Origin of the sequence: Mumia sp. zg.B21 (assembly GCF_019550855.1) — a bacterium.
Classification (GTDB): domain Bacteria; phylum Actinomycetota; class Actinomycetes; order Propionibacteriales; family Nocardioidaceae; genus Mumia.
In genome coordinates this window covers 646,290-665,647 of sequence record NZ_JAHWCJ010000004.1, presented here as the reverse complement: position 1 = coordinate 665,647, position 19,358 = coordinate 646,290, and the positions used below count along the sequence as shown (strand labels likewise).

The 19,358-nt window shown below is 69.1% G+C and carries 18 protein-coding genes; 7 read left to right on the top strand and 11 right to left on the bottom strand.

What is annotated here, in order from left to right:
* Positions 1-102 precede the first annotated feature (102 nt).
* The 3 genes from mobF (at position 103) to KV100_RS18365 (ending at position 5,158) form a co-directional block, all read left to right on the top strand.
* Positions 103-3,687 (top strand): MobF family relaxase, encoded by a 3,585-nt coding sequence (mobF, locus tag KV100_RS18375; protein ID WP_220344556.1) that lies wholly within the window; start codon positions 103-105, stop codon positions 3,685-3,687.
* Positions 3,680-4,381 carry a hypothetical protein gene (locus KV100_RS18370; RefSeq protein WP_220344555.1) on the top strand — a complete coding sequence of 234 codons (702 nt, stop codon included), beginning with the start codon at positions 3,680-3,682 and terminating at the stop codon, positions 4,379-4,381. The genes mobF and KV100_RS18370 overlap by 8 nt, the downstream gene beginning before the upstream one ends.
* Before the next feature lie 420 nt (positions 4,382-4,801).
* Entirely contained in the window at positions 4,802-5,158 is a 357-nt protein-coding gene (locus KV100_RS18365; protein WP_220344554.1) for a hypothetical protein, read from the top strand.
* Between the two features lie 87 nt (positions 5,159-5,245).
* Here KV100_RS18365 and KV100_RS18360 read toward each other — a convergent pair whose 3' ends face one another.
* A complete protein-coding gene (locus KV100_RS18360) occupies positions 5,246-5,620 on the bottom strand; it encodes a hypothetical protein (RefSeq protein WP_220344553.1) in 375 nt (124 codons plus the stop codon).
* Positions 5,621-6,340: 720 nt separating this feature from the next.
* Here KV100_RS18360 and KV100_RS18355 point away from each other — a divergent pair.
* Positions 6,341-6,982 (top strand): helix-turn-helix transcriptional regulator, encoded by a 642-nt coding sequence (locus tag KV100_RS18355; RefSeq protein WP_220344552.1) that lies wholly within the window; start codon positions 6,341-6,343, stop codon positions 6,980-6,982.
* A gap of 19 nt (positions 6,983-7,001) precedes the next feature.
* Here the strand turns inward: KV100_RS18355 and KV100_RS18350 are convergent, their stop codons facing one another.
* The 5 genes from KV100_RS18350 to KV100_RS18330 form a co-directional block, all read right to left on the bottom strand.
* Complete coding sequence (locus tag KV100_RS18350; RefSeq protein ID WP_220344551.1) at positions 7,002-7,337, bottom strand: helix-turn-helix domain-containing protein; 336 nt, start codon at positions 7,335-7,337, stop codon at positions 7,002-7,004.
* A 65-nt stretch (positions 7,338-7,402) separates the two neighbouring features.
* Complete coding sequence (locus KV100_RS18345) at positions 7,403-7,870, bottom strand: type II toxin-antitoxin system RelE/ParE family toxin (protein ID WP_220344550.1); 468 nt, start codon at positions 7,868-7,870, stop codon at positions 7,403-7,405.
* Positions 7,867-8,481, bottom strand: coding sequence for a site-specific integrase (locus KV100_RS18340; protein WP_220344549.1), 615 nt, complete (start codon positions 8,479-8,481; stop codon positions 7,867-7,869). The genes KV100_RS18345 and KV100_RS18340 overlap by 4 nt, the downstream gene beginning before the upstream one ends.
* 185 nt (positions 8,482-8,666) lie before the next feature.
* Positions 8,667-9,041 (bottom strand): hypothetical protein, encoded by a 375-nt coding sequence (locus KV100_RS18335; protein WP_220344548.1) that lies wholly within the window; start codon positions 9,039-9,041, stop codon positions 8,667-8,669.
* A 308-nt stretch (positions 9,042-9,349) separates the two neighbouring features.
* Complete coding sequence (locus KV100_RS18330; RefSeq protein WP_220344547.1) at positions 9,350-9,604, bottom strand: hypothetical protein; 255 nt, start codon at positions 9,602-9,604, stop codon at positions 9,350-9,352.
* Between the two features lie 149 nt (positions 9,605-9,753).
* Here KV100_RS18330 and KV100_RS18325 point away from each other — a divergent pair, with 149 nt between their 5' ends.
* Positions 9,754-10,116: a hypothetical protein gene (locus KV100_RS18325; RefSeq protein WP_220344546.1), complete on the top strand. Its 363-nt coding sequence runs from the start codon at positions 9,754-9,756 to the stop codon at positions 10,114-10,116.
* A 189-nt stretch (positions 10,117-10,305) separates the two neighbouring features.
* Here the strand turns inward: KV100_RS18325 and KV100_RS18320 are convergent, their stop codons facing one another.
* Entirely contained in the window at positions 10,306-11,223 is a 918-nt protein-coding gene (locus KV100_RS18320) for an aminoglycoside phosphotransferase family protein (protein WP_255566373.1), read from the bottom strand.
* A gap of 72 nt (positions 11,224-11,295) precedes the next feature.
* Here KV100_RS18320 and KV100_RS19950 point away from each other — a divergent pair, with 72 nt between their 5' ends.
* Positions 11,296-14,169 carry a helix-turn-helix transcriptional regulator gene (locus KV100_RS19950; protein WP_220344544.1) on the top strand — a complete coding sequence of 958 codons (2,874 nt, stop codon included), beginning with the start codon at positions 11,296-11,298 and terminating at the stop codon, positions 14,167-14,169.
* Positions 14,170-14,605: 436 nt separating this feature from the next.
* On the top strand, positions 14,606-14,926 hold the full coding sequence (locus KV100_RS18310) for a hypothetical protein (protein ID WP_220344543.1): 321 nt from the start codon (positions 14,606-14,608) through the stop codon (positions 14,924-14,926).
* A gap of 17 nt (positions 14,927-14,943) precedes the next feature.
* On the opposite strand, the gene KV100_RS18305 is transcribed toward KV100_RS18310, so the two are convergent.
* The 4 genes from KV100_RS18305 to KV100_RS18290 are packed head-to-tail and all read right to left on the bottom strand — an operon-like array spanning position 14,944 to position 19,352.
* On the bottom strand, positions 14,944-15,702 hold the full coding sequence (locus KV100_RS18305; RefSeq protein ID WP_220344542.1) for a DUF2182 domain-containing protein: 759 nt from the start codon (positions 15,700-15,702) through the stop codon (positions 14,944-14,946).
* Between the two features lie 13 nt (positions 15,703-15,715).
* Positions 15,716-17,803: a tyrosinase family protein gene (locus KV100_RS18300; protein ID WP_220344540.1), complete on the bottom strand. Its 2,088-nt coding sequence runs from the start codon at positions 17,801-17,803 to the stop codon at positions 15,716-15,718.
* 11 nt (positions 17,804-17,814) lie between these two features.
* A complete protein-coding gene (locus KV100_RS18295) occupies positions 17,815-18,936 on the bottom strand; it encodes a hypothetical protein (RefSeq protein ID WP_220344538.1) in 1,122 nt (373 codons plus the stop codon).
* Positions 18,933-19,352 (bottom strand): hypothetical protein, encoded by a 420-nt coding sequence (locus tag KV100_RS18290; RefSeq protein WP_220344535.1) that lies wholly within the window; start codon positions 19,350-19,352, stop codon positions 18,933-18,935. Before KV100_RS18290 ends, KV100_RS18295 begins: the two co-directional genes overlap by 4 nt.
* Between the last annotated feature and the right edge of the window lie 6 nt (positions 19,353-19,358).

The following is a 19,358-nucleotide window of genomic DNA, read 5'->3' as shown; positions in this document are numbered from 1 at the left end:
CTCATTCCCCGCTTCTACCTCTTTTTCCGCCACACACCTATTTCATTGGTCCCGCAGGACGTGGCCACTCACGCGCCCGTTCCGGCCTTGAGGGGTGTGACCATGACGCTGCAGAAGCTGTCGGCCGGGTCGGGCTACGAGTACCTGACCCGTCAGGTCGCTGCGCTCGACTCGACGGAGAAGGGCAGCATCCCGCTCGCCGACTACTACGCGGCGAAGGGCGAGCCGCCCGGACGGTGGGTCGGCTCGGGGCTGGTCGGGATCGACGGGTTGGAACCCGGAGACATCGTCACCGCCGAGCAGATGAAGCACCTGTTCGGCGCCGGGTGCGATCCCGTCTCGGGTCGGCCGCTCGGCTCGGCGTACAAGGTCTACACGAACGAAACGGTTGATGCCTTCAACGCCCGGGTCGGCGAACTGCTCAGCCACAAACTGGCACCGACGCATGCTGAACGCGCGGCCGCTCGGGCGACCGCAGCGGCCGAGTTCTTCGTCGCGGAGAACGGCCGCGAAGCAGCGACGGCGCGAGAACTATCAGCCGCGGTAGCCAGGTACTCACGGCCGCGACAGACAGCCGTGGCGGGCTTCGATCTGACGTTCAGCCCGGTCAAGTCAGTCTCGGCTCTCTGGGCTGTTGCGACACCAGAGGTCGCGTCCAAGATCGAAGAGGCTCACCATGCGGCTGTGGCGGACGCGATCGCCTTCATCGAGGACCACGCGCTGTTCACCCGCGAGGGCAAGGACGGCGCCCGCCAGGTCGAGACCCGCGGCCTCATCGCAGCCGCCTTCACCCACCGCGACTCCCGCGCTGGCGACCCAGACTTGCACACACACGTGGCGGTCGCGAACAAGGTCCAGACCAAGCAGGGCAAGTGGCTCTCGATCTACGGACGCGTCCTGCACCAGCACGTGGTCGCCGCGTCGGAGACCTACAACACCGCGCTGGAGCGGCACCTGGTCGAGGCACTCGGGGTGCAGTTCGCCGACCGGCCGGGCATCGATCGGGAGAAGCGACCCATCCGCGAGATCGTCGGCGTCGATCGCGAACTGTGCGAGGCGTGGTCCCGCAGGCGAGCCGACATCGTGGCCCGGCAGCGCGAGCTCACTCGTGACTTCCGCGATGCTCACGGCCGTACGCCGACGCCAGTCGAAGCCGTCGCCCTTGCACAGCAAGCGAATCTGGAGACCCGCGAGGCCAAGCACGAGCCGCGATCACTCGCCGACCAGCGGGCGACCTGGCGAGGCCAAGCCGTCGAGGTACTCGGATCCCCGCACGCCGTCGATCGGATGGTCCACGCCGCTCTCCACCCCACGAACACCTCTCCGCCGACCGCGGTGTCGACTTCGTGGCTTCGGGAGATGGCCGAGCGTGTGCTCGGCGAACTCGAGGCGCACCGGGCGACATGGCAGTCCTGGCACGCGTACGCCGAAGTTCAGCGTCAGATCCGCGGCGCCGACCTCTCCCCCGAGCTGATGGCGATCGCCGTCAGCTGGGTCGTCGACGAAGTCGCGGACTTGACCATCAACCTCACGCTCGAGCTCGACCCGATCAGCGAGCCGGAGGGCTTGTGCCGCTCGAACGGGACGAGCGTCTATCGCCACACCGGACGCGATCACTTCACCACCACTCGTGTCCTCGAGGCCGAGGCGCGCATCATCGAGGCAGCCGGGAGTACGGACGCATCGGCCTGGTCGACCGACGACGTCGAGCTGGCCATCCTCGCCGCCCGCCTCGACGGCACCGAACTCAACGCCGGCCAAGAAGGGATGGTCCGTGAACTGGCCACCAGCGGCCGACGCGTGCAGCTCGCCCTCGCACCTGCGGGGACAGGCAAGACGACCACGATGCGGGTCCTCGCCGGAGTGTGGACCGAAGCTGGTGCCGACGCACTTGGCCTCACTCCGTCGGCAGCCGCGGCGGCCGCGCTGCGTGACGCCACCGGCATGGCTTGCGAGACCCTCGCCAAACTGGTCGACGACCTCGATGCAAGACCCGATTCGCCGCTCGCGGCGGCCATCGGTCCGGGCACATTGCTCGTCATCGACGAGGCCGGTATGGCCGACACCATCACCCTCGATCGGGTGATCAGCTTCGCGATCGAGCGCGGTGCCACGGTGCGGCTGATCGGCGACGACCAGCAGCTCGCCGCTGTCGGCGCCGGCGGAGTCCTCCGCGACATCGAACGCACGCAGGGCGCCGTACGCCTCGACGAGGTCGTCCGGTTCGAGGATCCGGTTGAGGCCGAAGCATCGCTGGCGCTCCGGGACGGCGCCCGCTCCGCTCTCGGCTACTACCTCGACCACGAGCGGATCCATGCCGGTGACCAGCAGGCCGTCGTCGACGAAGTGTTCGACGCTTGGCGGCGTGAGCAGGACGCTGGCCGAGACTGCCTGATGCTGGCGCCGACGCACGAACTCGTACGAGAACTCAACGAACGAGCCCGCTCCACCCGGCTCGGTGACGGCGCCGCAGACGACGAGGTCCGGCTACGGGATGGCACCCACGCGTCGGTCGGCGACGTCGTACTCACCCGTCGCAACGACCGTCGGCTCGGGGTGAGCAACACCGACTGGGTCAAGAACGGCGACCGCTGGACCGTCACGGGCATCCGGGGCGGCACCCTGACCGTGCGGCACCGCGACTCTGGCCTCACCACCGTGCTGCCTGCCGACTACGTCGCCGCCCACGTGGAGCTTGGCTACGCCTCCACGGTCCACACCGCCCAGGGTCTGACCGCCGACGTCATGCACGGCGTCATCACGGGCGACGAAACCCGGCAACTGCTCTACACGATGCTGACTCGCGGCCGCGCCGAGAACCACGTCCACGTCGTCGCGGATGACCTGAGCGACGAGCGTGAGTTCGAACTGCCCGACATCACCGAGCAACTCAGCGTCGCCGAGATTCTCGAGCGTGTCCTCGCGAACGACGGCGCCGCCGTCTCGGCGACCACGACCCGTCAAGTGGCCGGGTCGCCGGAGGCACGCCTCCGCGACGCAGCGACCCGGTACGCCGATGCGGTGGCCATCGCGACCCAGCAGGTGCTCAGCGCCGGCGATGACGAGGCCGGGCCCTGGGGTCCGCTCGCGTGGCTCCCCCACATTCCCGCCGAGGTCGCTGACCACCCGCGATGGGGTCCGTACCTGACCGCGCGAAAGCGCCTCGTGTCGTCCCTCGCCGCCGAGGTCCGGGACCGCGCGGACGTGACCCTGCCTGCCTGGCTCGACGACTACGACGACGTCCTCACCGCAGAGCTCCGCACCGATATCGCTGTCTGGCGCGCGGCGCAGGGCATCCCTGCCGATGAGCGAACCGTCGCCGGTCCCCCGCCCGACGACGACCGCGCCGCGTCCTACCGCCGACGACTGCTCAGCGTGGTGAACAGCCGGTACGACAAAACCGTCCGCGTGTGGGAACGACGTGTGGTCCAGTACGTCGGCACAGCCGACGAGAACACACTCGATCTGGCCCGCGAGCTCGACCGGCTTCGGCGGCAGGGGCACGATCCCGAGAGACTGCTCCAGAGCGCCATGGCCAGCCCGCTGCCCAGGAGCACCGGACGTCAGCCCTCGCGTATCGGATCCGCAAGCAGCTCGCACCGAGACGACGGCGCCCAGAGCCGGTCGGCATCGAGCAACGTCGCCCCGCGCCCACGACTCCCGCACCGGGCATCGGACTGTGACTGATCCGAAGGTGACCGCGCCGGCGCTACACGTGAACGTCGGCACCAGCCGCCTTCACCACGCCACCGCACGAACACGACTCGCGGCAGCTGCGGATGGAGTCGGCTTTTCATCGGCACCGGGCTTCATCGGCTGCAATGCTCCTGTCGTGGACATTTCCTATGAACCCCAGTTCGTGTCGATCAGCGGAATCGAAGTGTTCGTTGCACGCGGGCGCCCGCCGATCTGGGACAGCTACTGCGCGCACGCCCAACTCGTCGACGAGGACACCGTCGCTGACGCCGAGGCAGCCGTGCTGGTCGCAGGAGTACGAACAGCCGAACGGGAATGGCCCGGTCTCGTGCTCGCTTTGTCATACGCACCCAGCCAGGGTGGCTTTGCACCGGGCGTCCTTGTCGTACCCGAGTCTCAAGTGGCGTTCGTTGGCGCGGGAACTACGTTGCGCGCCTACGGGATCGGTCCTGAGGTCAAGGAATGGTGGAGAGACGAGGCCGAACTGGGCTTCTGGTCGTGGCGTCAGCACGGATCGACGGTCGTGATGTCCGCCGAGGTCGAACTCGCTGCTTGGGACACAGACGGAACGAAGCTATGGACTCGATTTGTGGAACCTCCGTGGTCCTACTCCGTCAGTGGCCAAGAGGTCACTCTTGACGTCATGGGCACTGTGAGGACGTTCGACCTGCGGTCCGGCGCGTAACGCCTGGGCAGCCTCAGACCGGGCACGCATGTCGCCACGATCGCTGATGACCGGACGGGGTCATCGACACCGCCGATTCACGACCGACTAGCGTCGAGCCATGGAGCATGATCGCCGTTGGGCGCGAGACGCCCAAAGCGAGCTGCGAACGGTGCTAAACGAATGGGATCCGTTGGGCGTCCAAGGGGCACAAGACGATGGCGGTCCGTACGACGAGTACGACTGCATGCTCGGTCCCCTGATCACTTTGATGTTGCAGGGCGCTGACAGGGGCTCCGTCGGGGCGTATCTCCGGACAGAACTCGACGAGCACTTCGGCCTCGAAAGGCAGGGCGTCCCCCCTGAGGTTGTGGACCGAATCCTGGCGTGGTGGGCGTCGGCCAGATAATCCGATTGGCGCACCACTGAGAGGATGATCGCGTGGAACAGACTCAGCAAGGTTCATTCGTGGTCACCCAGGAAGAGATGCATGTCCTGCGCCAAGCGCTCTTCGTGACCCTTCACCACGGCGACGCCGTTTTCCGGGGCGACGAGCACACGATCACCGGGCACGAGCTCGATGAGTTTCAACAGTTGATGTGGGAGATCGACGAGCTGAACGGTCACAACGAGGAGATCCGTCGCCTTCTGACCCAACAGATCGATGAGCTAAGCGCGGTGAGCTTGGCGGAACTCGAGAAACGCTCGGTGCGCCTCCGCGACGTGGCAGGTTCCGCGGAGCGCTACGGGGTGGACGTCCCGCCGCGCTTACTTGAAGTGCTGCGTTCGCAAACCTGAGGTTCGCCCTCGCCGTCCTCGGCAACTCCGGGCGCTTTGCAGCGACATCTGCCACAACCTCGAGTTCATCGCATCCTGGCCGTGCACTCACGCGGACTCTTCGAATTCACGATGGAACTCGTCGAGGTAGTCCTCTATGTGATCCCACAGGTAAAGCTCGAGGAACTCGGCCATTTCGACTGGCGGCAGCTCGTGGGTAGCGACGAAATCGGACAGGTCGTCGGCTACTTGGCGGTCGCGCGCGAACGTACCGAGTCGCTCGAATATCTCGCCGACGCGGCGCCGGATGCTCCGTGCCGACGTCTGCCATTGGCTGGTCACGGCGTCGATGACCGCGGGTGCCATCAGCCCGGCGCGGCCGCGGCGGGCAGGGGTGCCGAGCTCCTCGGCGGCCTGCGCAAGTGACAGCAGCAGGTTGGCATCCGAGGACGTGATCGCGCCGTCAAGGACGGCGGCCTGCACCAGGAATCCAGATTCTGATTCAGCGGACACGATCGGTTCGAGGTCTTCCCACTGCCGCAGGTCGTCGGGGTCGTCGTACGTTTTCGTTCGCGTCCAGACGGGGTCCGCGCGCCGGGCGCACTCGCCGATTCCAAGCTCGGACAGTACGCATCGCCGAACGTCGCGCAGGATCGTTGACGCGACGCAGCGGGATGCCGGGCCGGGTCCTGACGCGGATCCAGAGCGCTCCGGCTACGAGAGCGTCGATTTCGGAGGACAGATCGGCCAGTCGACTCGCGAGCCTGCTGGCACCTGGCAGGAGAAGCCAGGACACGACGACGGCAGCCTCCGCGTCGAGCTGCGCTATCAAGTGCAGCCGCGAGAACAATGCGTCCTTCTCGGCGGTCTCGGCCCGGCGAGTCCACCCCGGCAGGTCGACAAGGTCGTCGGCGACAGCGAGGGCTGGATCCTGATGGCACCAGCGTTGCCATGCCGCGGCAGCGGCCAGCAGCGGAGGCTCGTTGGGGTAGTCGAGGCCGAGGCATGTTGCAACGCTCATGGGCTGCTCCTGTCGCTTTCAGATGGGCGTCTTCAACAGGTAGGTGTGCAAGGCCTGTCCGGATATGGCCTCAACACCCCGTTGAGCTTGTCCGCCGCTGACGCCGGGCTGCGCCGTTTGTGCAGGTGAGGCCCCGATTCGCGCAATCTGACCGTTCAGATCCGATCGGCTATCCTCGATACGTGTCCGGGCACTCCCTGCTCGCGTACGCCCGCCGCGCGGCCGGGCTGACCCAGGACGCCCTCGCGCGGCTCGCTGGTACGTCGCAGCCGACCCTGTCGGCGTACGAGCGCGGCACGAAGGCACCCTCACTCGCCGTTGCTGAGCGGATCATCGAAGCGGCAGGCCATCGCTTGGAAGTGGCGCCGAACCTGGAGTTCGTGGAGGTACCCGGCCAGCACGGCCTGCACCCGTTCTGGCTCGCCAACCAGCTATGGCGGCAGGCTCCCGAACGCGCGTTCAGCACAGTCGTGCTTCCCGGACCGCACCACGACTGGCCATCGCCCCGCCGCCCCTATCGCCTCCGCGAGCGCGAGGATCGGGCGCGCGCCTACGAGTTGATCCTGCGTGAGGGCAGTCCGAGCGACCTTCTCGACTACGTCGACGGCGCGCTCCTCGTCGACATCTGGAAGGAACTCGACCTTCCCGACCCCATCCGTCGTGCCTGGCTTCCGCTCATCCGCAAGACCCTCCCGAAGAGCCGCCGGCCGCGAGCGTCCGACTCAGGAGGCAACGGCCCGCCCGGGGCACTCATACGACTTCGACCCAGTCGGCGGTCTCAATATCTACGGCAGGACGCGTCTGACGACGACCCCAGTAGGTGAGTCATCGCTGCTGGCAGGCTCAGCCGGCGACCGGGGCACGAAGGCTGATGGACTCAGCCGGAGCGGTGCCGGACTCCGCGAGCACGAACTGAATCTCGACCCCCAGCGCAGCCGTGAGCTTGAGAAGCGTCTGGGTCGTCGGCGCAACTTGGCCGCGCTCGATCCGACTGATGTCGGCCTGAGTCACACCGGAGAGTTCTGCCAGATCACTCTGGCGGAGGTTGCGAGCCTTGCGAGCACCGTAGATCACCTGTCCGAACGCAGCGGCCTGGTCGAAGGCGTGCAGGACGTCCAGTTCAGCGGCAGTCATTGTCGCCTCGCGCTCGAGCGCGTATTCGGCGAAGGTCTTGGCCATCACCCCTCCTCTCGTCGGTCGAACACCACCCAGTGTATGTCGAAAACCACATACGACTCAACGGGCTACTTCTTCTTGCGCTGCTGCTTGGCACGCCGGGCTTCCGTCGCCTTCCAGTGCGTCAGACGCTTGCGGGCTTCCTGGATCTCCTTGTTCTGCTGACGGGGGCTGTCGTTGCCGCCCTTGTCGTAGCCGTGGAGCAGGAGGATCACCTTGTTGCCGTGGAAGTGGACGAAAAGCCGAAGCAAGATCTTGTGCTGGGTCGGTTGCGGCGTGGGCTGCTGGGCATCCACCAGTGGTGCGTGCAGGGCCTCGATCGTCGCGGCATCATGACGGATCCGGAACTCGAAGAGGCCCTCGCCGAGCGCCTTCAACCACGGCGTCGACCCCAGTTCGATGCCCTGGACCTCGAGGACCCGGACGATCGCTGCGCGCAGGGCAGCAAACTCGGCGATGGTCAGCGAGTCCATCCAGAACTCCACCGGACGACGTCCCGCGTCGTCCTCGTAGAACTCCGTGGTCCACTCCCTCATGAATCGACCCTCCCAGCCGGGTCCGACACCTCGACGAGCGCGGACAGCCGTCGTGCGATCTCGGTGTCGCGGTCGGCGGCGGCGTGCTGGTAGCGCATCGCCGCGCCAGGAGTTGAGTGGCCGAGGCGCCCCATGAGTTCGGCGAGGGTGGCGCCGGTCTGGGCTGCGAGGACTGCTCCGGTGTGGCGGAGGTCGTGCCAGCGCAGGTCGTCGCGCCCCGCGGCTTTCCGGGCCGGGTAGAAGACCTTGTAGAGCGTCGAGGGAGCCATGTGTCCTCCGCCGTCGGCGGCCGGGAAGAGCAACGCTTCCTTGCCCGGGCGCGTGTGGTCCTTGAGGTGCGCCTTCACCGCTGGCAACAGGTGCGGCGGGATCGCGACGTCGCGCACGCCCGCGTCGGACTTGGGCGGGCCGACGATGAACTTCCCGTCGACACGTACGACGCCGCGGGTGATCTTCACCCGGTTGTCCTTCAGGTCGATGTCCTTACGGCGCAGCTCGGTGAGTTCGCCGAACCGCATCGCGCACCACGCGGCGAGCAGTGCCATGAGCTTGTAGCGCTCAGGCAGCTCCTCGACGATCGTCTCCAGCTCGGCAAGGGAAGCTGGCCCCACTTTGTGGAGCCTCTGAGTGTTGCCGGCTCCGCGGATGTGCGCGGGGTTGTACGGAATCAGCGGATGCGGTCGCTCCGAGGAGGCACTCGTGAAGATAGTCCGCAGCAAGCTGTAGGCCTGCGACCGGATCGTCTCCTTGCCGGGCGCGAGAGCGTCGTACCACCGGTTCACGGCGTCGGCCGAGATCAGGTCGAGTGGCTCGTCGCCGAAAGCCGGGTAGATGTAGTGTCCAGGATCATCCGGTACTGCTGGCGGGTGGTCGGACGCAGTTCGCGGCCGCGGGTCTTTCTGTTGGCGAGCCAGTTGTCGCCGTACTCACGCAGGGTGGGCACCTCCCGACGGAACGCAGCCCGGGCCGCAGCGGCCGGCGCCCAGACCTCCATCTGGATCTCCGCACGTCGAGCGGACAGCCAGGCGACGGCGTCGTCGCGAGCATCGAACGTCATCGGCGCACGGTAGAGGCGTCCGTCAGGGCCGGTGTAAGCCGCGCGATAGCGGCCCGAATCGCGCTTCTCGATGCGGCCGAATCCGCGCCGGTTGGGCTCCAGTTCCCGAGCCATCTTCTATCGCCTCCTTGTTCCCCGGGGAACATACGGGGAACAAGGACGTCCAGAGGCGACACTCTTTGTCCACATCTGTCGCCAGCCGTCAGGCCCCGAATATGCCGTCTGACCTGCGAGTTTACCTCTGAGGGGCGGGCAACTTCGAGTCCGAACGATGTCGGCTCTCAAAAGTTCAAACCCAGTATCGCCCACCAGCATCACCGCAAGTCCGAGGCCGGTTCCCGAGGGGAGCCGGCCTCGTCCCGTTTCGGACGCCGAGATGTCGTGACCGTGCGCGGCCGTCGACCGGCGAGTGTGAGAGCCCGTCAGGCGACGGACTGCTGCGACTGCTCGAGGCGCCGGGCGACCCAAGCCTGCCACGTCAAGACCAGAATCGGTCCGACAACGGGCACGGCGAGCAGAACGACCCAGCCGAGAATCCCGTACGGCACCGTCTGCCGGCCCCGCAGCAGCTGAACGACCACCAGCAGGATGAGAGCCACGTTCACGACCGCAGCGACCCCGGCACCCAACTCCGACCAGGTGGGCGTGAGGGGTTCGAGCTCGGCCGATTCGGGCATGGCGGTCCATCTCCTGCTCACGACGGGGTTTGCAGCGCAGAGGCTACAGGCCCGAGCACGACGCGAGGCGCGCGGCGTACGGGCGACTCCCACCGATCAGCCGATCTCCATCGCGGCGTCGGCCGCGGATCGGAGTGTCATGATGGTTTATGGACATCCTCCGGGCGGGCGGCACGTTCTGGCGCATCGGGCGTCGACGGTGTCCTGAGGTCGGCGACGCGGCGCCCTGGATGCCGGAGTTCGCCGCAGGCGCGGACGCTCCGCCGGCTGCCTCGGAGCTCGGCCGCCGCCCGATCGTCGTGACGTGCGACGGCGTCGTGATGCACGTCGAGCCGGCGCCGGGACGCCGTGACACGGAGCGCCGGATCACGGAGATCGCCGCGGCTCTCTACGCGCTTCCGTGGGCGGTGGGGACGGCCGACGACCCCGACCACCGGCCACACGGTCCGGTGCCCCGCCCCAGCGACGCCAGATGGCTGGGACACACCTTCAACGGGTTCGGACCGCCCTGACCCCCGTACGAACGAGGACGTCTCCCCCGGCCGACGTCACGATCACGGCGCCGACAGGTCCAACACCCCGGCATAAGTCGGCCCCGAGAAGAGGTGGAAGCTCTGCTCGGGGCCTCGGCACAGGAAGGCGAGTTCCCGTGAACCGTGCCTCCATTGTCGCACCCCCAGGTGACGACCGGACGTGCGGCCTCAGCGCTCGTCCAGCAGCTGGCTCAGCCCGTGCTGGCCGACCGCACGCAGGACGGGCGCGTCGTCGGACGCGTCGTCGGACGCGTCGAGGAGGATGGCCACGAAGAGCACCGCCCACCCACGTGCGCGTTCCCACGTCGAGGCGTCGGCGTAGCCGGCTCGGGACACCTGCTCGTGGAACTCGGTCCGCCCCGGCGCGTCGAAGGTCAGCCACGCCGTCGCGAGGTCGGTCGCCGGATCACCGGACGTCATGTCACCGAAGTCGATCACCGCCGACAGGACGAGGCCGTCTCCCTCGTCGGTGACGAGCACGTTCGCGGGATGGAGGTCGCCGTGGAGCCACAACGCCGGCCCGTCCCAGGCAGGCGCCGCCACCGCCGTCTCCCAGAGGCTCAGCAGCTCCCCCGCGTACGGCACGTGTCCGGATGCGACGCGCTCCCGCATCCCCTCGTCGCGGGCGGCGAGCGGAACGCCTCGGTACGGGTTGCGCGGCGCGTCCTCCGGAGCCGGTCGGTGCAGTGCGGTCACGACGTCGGCGAGCGGCCGCGCCACCGTGCGGCGGTCGACCACCGGAGTCTCCCCCAGCATGCGTCCGTCGAACCAGGCGACGATGCTCCACGCCCACGGGTATTCCGGCCCGCGCGTGCCGTCGCTCGGCAGCCCGGTGCGTACGGGCTCGGGGACGGGGACCGGGAGGTGCGGCGCGAGGATCGGCAGCCAGTTCTGCTCGTGGCGGACGAGGTCCGCGGCGAGTGCCCGCCGAGGCACCCGGAGCGCGAGCTCATCACCGAGCCGCAGCACCACGTTGTCCCACCCGTTCGCGACGAGTCGGATCGGGAGGTCGGCGAGATCGGGATGCTGAGCCTCGAGGAGCCCTCGGACGAGCGGTATCGTCACGTCGACCTCGGCGGCGGGCATGGGCGGCACCGCTCGATGTTAGTGCGATGCAAGAACTCGGCCCGGCTGAACCGCCTTTGCGATCATGCGGGGGTGGACCGGTCGGTACCGTCCCCCACGACTGCGCTCGTCGGTCGTGACCGCGAGCGCGGCCTGCTTAGCGCCCTCCTCGACGAGACCGAGGCAGGACGCGCGTGCACCGTGCTCGTGCACGGTGAGGCGGGAGTGGGCAAGACATCGCTCGTCCGTGCTGTCACCGAAGCCCGCACCGAGGGTGTCGCCCTGTACGGAGCGGGTCTGCCGTTGTCGAGCCTGACGGTGCCGCTGCTCGCCATCCGGTCTCTGGTGCGCGAGCTGCCCGACGACGTCCCGCCCCTCGATCTGCCCAATGGCCATGACGCCGCCGATGCTCTGGTGAGTATCGATGCCTGGCTCGACAGGCTCGCGGAGACACGCCCCGTCGCACTTGTGGTCGACGACCTCCACTGGGCAGACCAGACGTCGCTGGACGTGCTGCAGTACGTCGTCGCCGGGCCGGAGCGCCGTCGGTTGTCGATCATGGCCACGGTCCGTTCCGGGGCGGTGACCGATGAACACCCGCTCACGCGCTGGCTCGCCGACGTGCGTCGACTGCCGCGTGTCGAGGAGATCGAGCTCGCACCGCTCGACCGGGCGTCCACCCTCGACCAGCTCACCAGCCTCCTCGGGGAGACGCCCCACGGCTCTCTCGTCGGCGAGGTGTACGCCCGGGCCGGTGGGAACCCCTACTTCACCCGCCTCCTAGCGACCGGTCTACGCAGCGACGCTCGTCACCTGCCCACCGCGATGCCGGGATCGTTGCACGACGCGCTCCTGCGAACCTCCTCCACGCTCTCGGCGTCGGCGAGACGCGGGACCCAGACCCTCGCCGTCGGTGGCCATCCGGCGACCTACGACGAGCTTGATGACGTCGCCCCGGATCTCCGGTGGGACGAGATCGTGCCCGAGGCCGTCGCCGCTGGGGTCGTCGACGCACTTCCAGCTGGGCGGTTCTGGATCCACCACCCGCTCCTCGCCGAGACCATGGAGGCGGAGATGCCCGGGCGGGAGCGACGTGCCCGGCACCGCGTCTTCGCGCAGTGGTGGGAGCGACAACCGCCGTTGCACGAGGAGACGGCCGAGGCCGCACGCGTCGCTCTGGTGGCCGACCACTACTTCCAGGCCCAGGACACCGATCACGCCCGGACCTGGGCGCTGCGTGCGGCAGAGGCCGCCGAGTCGGCGGGCGCCTGGTCGGAGGCACATCGTCTGCTCGAGCGAGAGCTCACACACGACTCGTCGGACGGACGCGACGACACGCGGCTCGGCCTCCTTCACCGCGCCCGGGCCGCCGCCGAGATGTCCGGAGACCTCGACGCCGAGCTCGCCCTGGTCGACGAGCTGATGACGTGCGTGGACCCAGCGACCGACCCGCTCGCCGTGGCCGACCTGATCGTGCGGCGCGCCAGCGTCCGCCACCTGACGGGCCGGACGTACGTCGACGACGACGCACTGGAGGCCGCCGAGACGCTCGCCCGCTCACAGCCTCCGTCGGCCACGCTGGTGCGAACGCTTGCGTGGAGCGCGATGCATGGTGACTGGGAGCCCGCCAAGTGCGCCGCGCTCAGCGAGGAAGCCGTCATGATCGCCCACGAGATCGGCGCCGCCGTCGGCATGGCGCTCACGGCCAAGTCCGTGACGGCCTTCGTCGGTGACGACGCCACGGCATCGATCGCCTGCGCAGGTGAGGCAGTTGCCGCAAGCATGCGCGAAGGCGACTGGCCATCGGCGGCGAGGAGTGCGGAGTACCGCACCTGCGCCGGCGACTCGGCCTGGTCACCCTGGTTCGCCGAGCAGATCGCGCGCGACCGCGAGCACCTCGCCGCTTCCGGCGCACCGCGGCACGAGATCGTGCTCTTCGACATCCTCGAAGCCGATGCTCGCCTCTGGATCGGCGAGTGGGAGGAGTGCGTGGCGATTCTCCGCTCCTGCATGGCGACGCGCCTGCAGCCGATGTGGGACGCCGGCGGGCGTCTGTCGCTCGCCCATCTCGCGGCGGGGCAAGGGCGCCACGAGGAGGCAGCGTCGCACCTGGCGCGAGCCGAGGAGCTCGTTGTCGACACGCAGAGCTTCTACGAGCTCGAGTTCGACGCGGTCCGGGCGCTGGTAGCGCTCGCCGCTGCCGATCCTGAGGCTGCCTACTCCCACGCGGTCGCGGGTCTGGGGTTCGACACGCTTCCGCCGTCCATGATCGAGTACCTGCTCCCGCTGGCGGTGCGGGCTCTCGCCGACCAGATCGAGCGACGTCGAGCCGCCGGGGAGGGCACCGACGACCTGCTGCGCATGCTCACCGAGCTCGCTGCGACTCACCGCCACATCGTCCTGGACATCGGTGAGATGCAGCCGTGGGTGGCAGCCCAGATCGAAGCGATCCAGGTGCTCTACCGTGCCGAGCTCGCACGCGCGATGTCGAGCCCGGACGCGCCCCTGCTCTGGCGTGTCACCACGATCCGCGCCCGCCGCGCGCACCTGCGCTGGGACGAGGCGTACGCGGGATGGCGCTGGGCCGAAGCGCTGCTGCGCTCCGGCGATCACGGACGTGAGACCAACGGGATCCTGCGCGACGCCCACGTGCTCGCGAGCCGGCTCGGGGCCGTCCCCGTGATCGACGCCCTCGAACGGCTCGCGGCAAGCGCTCACATCTCGTTGGCGGAGGTGGTGGGCGAGCCCGCCGGGACGTGGGCCGACGGCGCCCTTCCCGGCCTCACCCCACGCGAGAACGAGATCGTGGCGCACCTGGTCGCCGGGCGGACGTACGCGGAGATCGCTGATGCGCTCGTCATCAGCGAGAAGACGGTGAGCTCCCACGTGTCGAACATCTTGCGCAAGAGCGGGGCGAAGAACCGCGTCGAGCTCGCGGTGCTGGCCCAGCACCGGGTGGGCCCCTGACCGTCAGCGACTGGCACCCTGCTCTGGCACCGTCTGAGGTGCCGGAGCGGCTCCGGCCAGGTGGTCGCACCGCACGAGCCGATCTCCGACACGTTCGATCTCGCATTTGCTGTCGTCCAGCGAGGGTGAGACCGTCGCGGCGGGAGCATCGTCGGCGTACGGGCCGTCCTCCGGGACTGGCTTCGCGTGCGTGGGTTGCGTACCGGCGAGCACCAGGGCGAGGGTCGCGGCAACAGCAAAGATGCTGCGGTGTGGGTGGCGAGCTGTGTTCACGGGATCCTCCTGCGATGTGGATTCCACCGTCGAACGCGCGAACGCCGGTGAGCATCGGGGAGCACCCCTCAGACCTCTGCATCCGATCCCTCAGAGCATGACCCCCGTCTCACGGTTGAACTTCGCTGGACCGGTGCCGCCGCCGCACGCCATCCTTGTCCGTATGAGCGACGACCCCGCAACAACGGCCGCCAGCGGGGTCATCTACGGCAAGCGGGCCGCGCACCGTCCGCCGAGTGCGCCGGGTCCCGAGTGGCCGTATCCGACCTGTGTCCGGTTCTGCGCGATGCCCCACGAGGTCGGAGCACCGTGCCGCTCGTTCGGCGACGACGTCTTCCTCAGCCTTCGCGGGGTCGACCCGAAGACCGGCGAGCCGGTGTTCGTCCTCGTCTTCCCCGAGCACCCGGACTCGCCCGAGGTCGTGCTGACCGCCTACCAGGCGTCGGTCCTCGCTGCCGAGCTCTCACCGGAGAGCCTCCGCTAGCTCCGCGTCGGCGTCAGTCAGTGCGCGTGCGGCTCGAGGGGGACCGTCGGCGACGACGGGTCGCCGCCACCAACGCCGTACGAGAGAGCGAGGGTCAGAAGGCCCAGGGCGACGACGACGAGCGTCCCGTCGCCTCGAGCGACGTTTCTCCCGCGCCTCCGCTCGAGCACCCCCAGCACGGTCGCCGCGGCCATGACGACAAGCCCGTGGCCGATCATCACCGCCGTCATGAGGACGCAGCAGGTCGCGACGCACCGCCGCGCCGTCGCGACGCCGTAGCGGACACAGTCGCGGTCCGCCCTCCATCCGCTCACCGCCAACGGCATCGTCATCGCGCACTGGCGGAGGAGGCGTCGCCGCGACGGGGCTGCGTACGCCGCGGCGGCGACCGCGAAGCCCACCACGATCGCGGGGCGCCATCCCACGAACGTGACGAGCAGGCCGCCGAGGACGACAGACGCGGTCGCGACCGCCGTCCAGACGGCGAGATAGCCGACCAGGTAGCCCGCCGCGGCCCGGTAGCGCCGCGACCAGAGGCTGGACTGGGCGACGAACGCGACCTGCGGAAGGACGAACGGCACCATCATCGCCGTCACCATCACCGCCGCATGCCCGAACGCGTGCAGCGGAGGGTGGACCTCGGGCGAGCCGAAGAAGCGGACGGGATCGGCGAGCGCGAGCCACGTGAGGACCACCCAGGCCGAGGCCGCGAGCGCCACGGCGCACCACTCGGGGTGGTACCAGTGCGTCCGTACGACGAACGTCGCGCCGCTCATGCGTGGGCCGTGCTCATGCGTAGAAGAGGCTGACCCGGCCGACGGTGACGTCACCCGACGGGACGTTGCCGGTGGCGTCGGGGATCGGCGTGAACGAGACGTCAAGCTTCTTGGGGTCCCACTGCCCCGCCGCCGCCAGCGCCTTCACGATGCGGGTGATCTCGAACGTGGCGTTCTTCCCGCTGCCGCTGTGGGTGTCGGACTTCGTGGAGGACTCGATCACCCCGAACATCGAGAGCAGACCCGCCTTGCGGTCGGGGAAGTCTCGCGGCGATGCCCCCGGGGGTACGTTCACGTGAACGACGACCGATCCCGCACCGAGCCGGGTCGCGGTGACGTTCTCCAGGCGGAGGAAGACACGCGAGCCTGGGGGGACTCCCCCCGACTCCTCGATCAGCCGCGCGACCGGACCCCTCGGGGCGTTCACGTCCACGCGCGCCGAGGAGGGTCGTGAACCCACCTGTACGGGCCCGCTGGACGCACCGACCATCTCCGGCGGCCGTTCCTCCTGCTCGGCAACGGGCTGCGGCACCTCGTCGAACCGTTCGGCGAGCGCTTCGCGGGCGGCGGCAGCGGGCATGTCCGCGTACCGGTATCCCAACGGCGGCCGGCGGGGGTCGATCACCTGTGCCGTGGTCAACGTCGTGGTGGTGGTGCCGGACCCGAACACCCATCGGGCGTCTCGCCAGTCGTTCCGGGTCGGGTTGCGGTTGTTGCCTCGGCGCAGCCACGCCTCCCAGAGCCGGTCGATGTTGGCGTGGTGGAGCCAGAAGAGCGGATCGCGGCCCGCGGTCTCGAAACGTGCCATGAGTCCTCGGGGCGCCGAACCACCGACGGCCATGTGGACACCGCCGTGGGGTGAGTCCTCCAGCGCACCGGAACCGGGACCACCGGCGTGGGTGCCCACGGGTGCCGACCGCCCGCCGAACCCTGGCGAGAACGGCCCGGTGAACTGGTTGGTCTCCATGGCGCTGGTGAGCTCGACGGCGTCCGCAGCCATCGCTGCCCCTCCGTTGATCCCGGGTGCACGCTGGGACACGAGCAGCGGGTTGGGCTGGTTGTCGGGCGTCCGGGCGTCACGAAATGCCGGGGGGATCCTGCGGACGTCCGAACGGGACTGGTCGCTGTAGTTCCAGAACGGCAGCGCCCAGCCCTGCGGACCACCGAGGCGGGTGATCTCGTCTCGCACGATCCGCTCGAAGTGGTGGAGGTAGACGCGGTGCCACGGCAGGAAGTGCCAGCTCTCGTGCTCACAGGCGTTCCAGCGCGCACCGGACGGCCAGGACGACCGGTCGATGTCGGTGCCGTGCGTCTCGGCGAGGTGACGCCAGCAGCGCGGGTCGGCGAACGTCGTACCGTCCCTGGCCTGGAGCGCGGTGATCGCGCGGGCGTACCAGAGGATGGTGGGGTGCCACCGGTCGGCCGCGCTGAGAGTCCAGACGTCTTCACGGACTCGTACGCCCGGCGTGGGCATGGGTGTCGGGGTGGGCGCAGGTGTCGGGGTGGGCACAGGTGCGGGGCCGGGTACTGGCGCCGGGCCCGGCGCGAGCTTCTCGAGCTCCGGCCACGTCTTCGGTCCGATCATCCCATCACGGACCAGGCCGCGACACGCCTGGAACATCTTCGTCGCAAGCTCCGTGCCCTGCCCGAACCGGCAGTCGACGACGAGCGGGTCCTGGCCGATCGCCTTGAGCTGCGGCTGCAACGACGCTATGTACTGACGCGTCGCCTGGCTGGTGTCGCTGCACGCCGGCGTGCCGGAGCGCCATGCCTCCAGGAACCGGTTCAGGAGGTGCTGCGCGTAGCCGACCGCGGGGTTGCGCGCCTTCGAGGCCGAGGTGCTGCGGTGGATGAGCGGCCGCGGCCCGACCGGGGCTGCCGGCGGCCCGTCACCCGGCGCGCACCGGTGCGCGCCCCAGGTCTCGGCCTCCGTGGTGGGATCTTCTCCCCACTCGGTCTCGCCCCACTCCGTCTCGCCCCACTCGGTCTGGGTCGACGACACGGCCTCTGCTCCACCCTCGGTCCGGAACGGGCTCTCGTCGAACCACTCCTGCGTGCCCGCATCGGTCTCGGTCTGCCACGGCACCTCGTCCTCGAGCATGGTTCACCCCGTCATCGCTTGGTCAGCGGCCGCGGTGCGGCGACGACCTGGATCGGTGTCGGGCGTTCCTTGAGGTTGCGCCCGCTCGCAGCCGCCCACTCGGTGATCACGCGACGCACCTCGGTGCCCAGCGGGACCGCGCCGGGCGGCAACGGTGGCAGGGCCGGCGGCACTGTGCTCTGATACAGCAACCATGCGGTGCCGCTGTCGGTCACCCAGCCGGCCTCGAGCGCACGCAGCACCAGGGACAGCTCCTGGGCCATCGCGAAGAACGAGTTCGCCCGCGAGTGCGGTGTCAGCCCGACCCGCTCGCCGATCACCCGGAGCCGGTCGGCCGCGCTCGTCGCCTGAGCCCGCAGGTCCACCACGACCGGAGTGTTGGAGCCGAGCGTCAGCTCCACCCATCCCATCGCGGTCGTCGCCGCGAGCTCCTCGCGGCTCAGCAGCGCGTTCTGGCGGCGGGAGCGCAGCATGAACCCGATCTGCTCGGCGAGCCGATAGATCCGGTCGTCGTCGGTGGTGTTGCCAGCGACCAGGTTCCGCACGTTCTCGATCGCGCGCCACAGCTCGTACAGCAGCTCCTCGAGCAGCGCGACGAACGTCCGGTTCGAGGCCTCGGCCTTCTCGTACGGGTACGGCGCGTTGGCGTCGGTGCCGTGGGCGAGGTCCATGCCGAACATCCGGTAGTACGCGTTGCGGCGTACGGCTTCGGCGTCGGGACGCACGGCGCTCGTCGACAGCCACGCGGCCACGGGGTTGTGGGCGCCGAACAACAAGGTCTCGGTCGCGTCCAGCCAGCGCTGCGTCGACACCGAGGGGATGCCGAGCCCTTCGCCACCACGGAACGCACGCACGACACGCGCCAGGATGTGGGCGGCACGGGTGTTCTCGATCGCGTAGGCATAGATCAGGTGGTCCCACGCCGGCTGCGACGGCATCGCGACGCCGCCGAACGCCCCCTGGTTGAAGAGCGCGACGCGCGCGGGGCCGGCCGGGGGCGGGTTCGGTGCCCACGGGTTGGCCGCGTCGAGGACCTGCTCCATGCGCCAGACGAGGTCGAGCGGGTCCGCGGTGATGACCTGGGCCTCCGCGGCGGGACCGCCGCCGAGCTGCTGGACGAGCTGCGTGATCATGCCACCTGCTCCTCGTAGTACGGGCCGGTGACCACCGGCCGGGCCTGACCGATGAACGAGACGGGGAGCTCGTAGTCCGTGGCCAGCTGCTGGAAGTTGGAGTCCCGGTCCCCGCCGAGCGAGTCCCGGATGACGGCGAGTGCCTCACCGACCCCGGGATCGAGCTCGAGGGCGGTGGACGGCGGGACGATGCTGCGCAGCGGTCCCATCACCTCCGCGATCTCGGCAAGGCCGACCGCGAGGCCGTCGAGCCCGGCGATCCCGCCGAGCGTCGTCCACACCTTGGCGAACTCCCGCGACGAGCTGTGCTGCATCGCCTCGACAGCCTCGAGCAGCTCCTCCGTGCGCTCCTCGATCGTCTCCATCGACGACGCCAGCGACCTGGTCGTCGGGTTCGCGCTCGTCTTCTTCGCCACGTCTGC

What these genes read in the sequence shown, in the direction of transcription:
- mobF (WP_220344556.1), top strand. Translation starts at nt 103, where the DNA reads ATGACGCTGCAGAAGCTGTCGGCCGGGTCGGGCTACGAGTACCTGACC.
- KV100_RS18350 (WP_220344551.1), bottom strand. Translation starts at nt 7,337, where the DNA reads ATGGCCAAGACCTTCGCCGAATACGCGCTCGAGCGCGAGGCGACAATG.
- KV100_RS18345 (WP_220344550.1), bottom strand. Translation starts at nt 7,870, where the DNA reads ATGAGGGAGTGGACCACGGAGTTCTACGAGGACGACGCGGGACGTCGT.
- KV100_RS18335 (WP_220344548.1), bottom strand. Translation starts at nt 9,041, where the DNA reads ATGGCTCGGGAACTGGAGCCCAACCGGCGCGGATTCGGCCGCATCGAG.
- KV100_RS18330 (WP_220344547.1), bottom strand. Translation starts at nt 9,604, where the DNA reads ATGCCCGAATCGGCCGAGCTCGAACCCCTCACGCCCACCTGGTCGGAG.
- KV100_RS18325 (WP_220344546.1), top strand. Translation starts at nt 9,754, where the DNA reads ATGGACATCCTCCGGGCGGGCGGCACGTTCTGGCGCATCGGGCGTCGA.
- KV100_RS18320 (WP_255566373.1), bottom strand. Translation starts at nt 11,223, where the DNA reads ATGCCCGCCGCCGAGGTCGACGTGACGATACCGCTCGTCCGAGGGCTC.
- KV100_RS18310 (WP_220344543.1), top strand. Translation starts at nt 14,606, where the DNA reads ATGAGCGACGACCCCGCAACAACGGCCGCCAGCGGGGTCATCTACGGC.
- KV100_RS18305 (WP_220344542.1), bottom strand. Translation starts at nt 15,702, where the DNA reads ATGAGCGGCGCGACGTTCGTCGTACGGACGCACTGGTACCACCCCGAG.
- KV100_RS18300 (WP_220344540.1), bottom strand. Translation starts at nt 17,803, where the DNA reads ATGCTCGAGGACGAGGTGCCGTGGCAGACCGAGACCGATGCGGGCACG.
- KV100_RS18295 (WP_220344538.1), bottom strand. Translation starts at nt 18,936, where the DNA reads ATGATCACGCAGCTCGTCCAGCAGCTCGGCGGCGGTCCCGCCGCGGAG.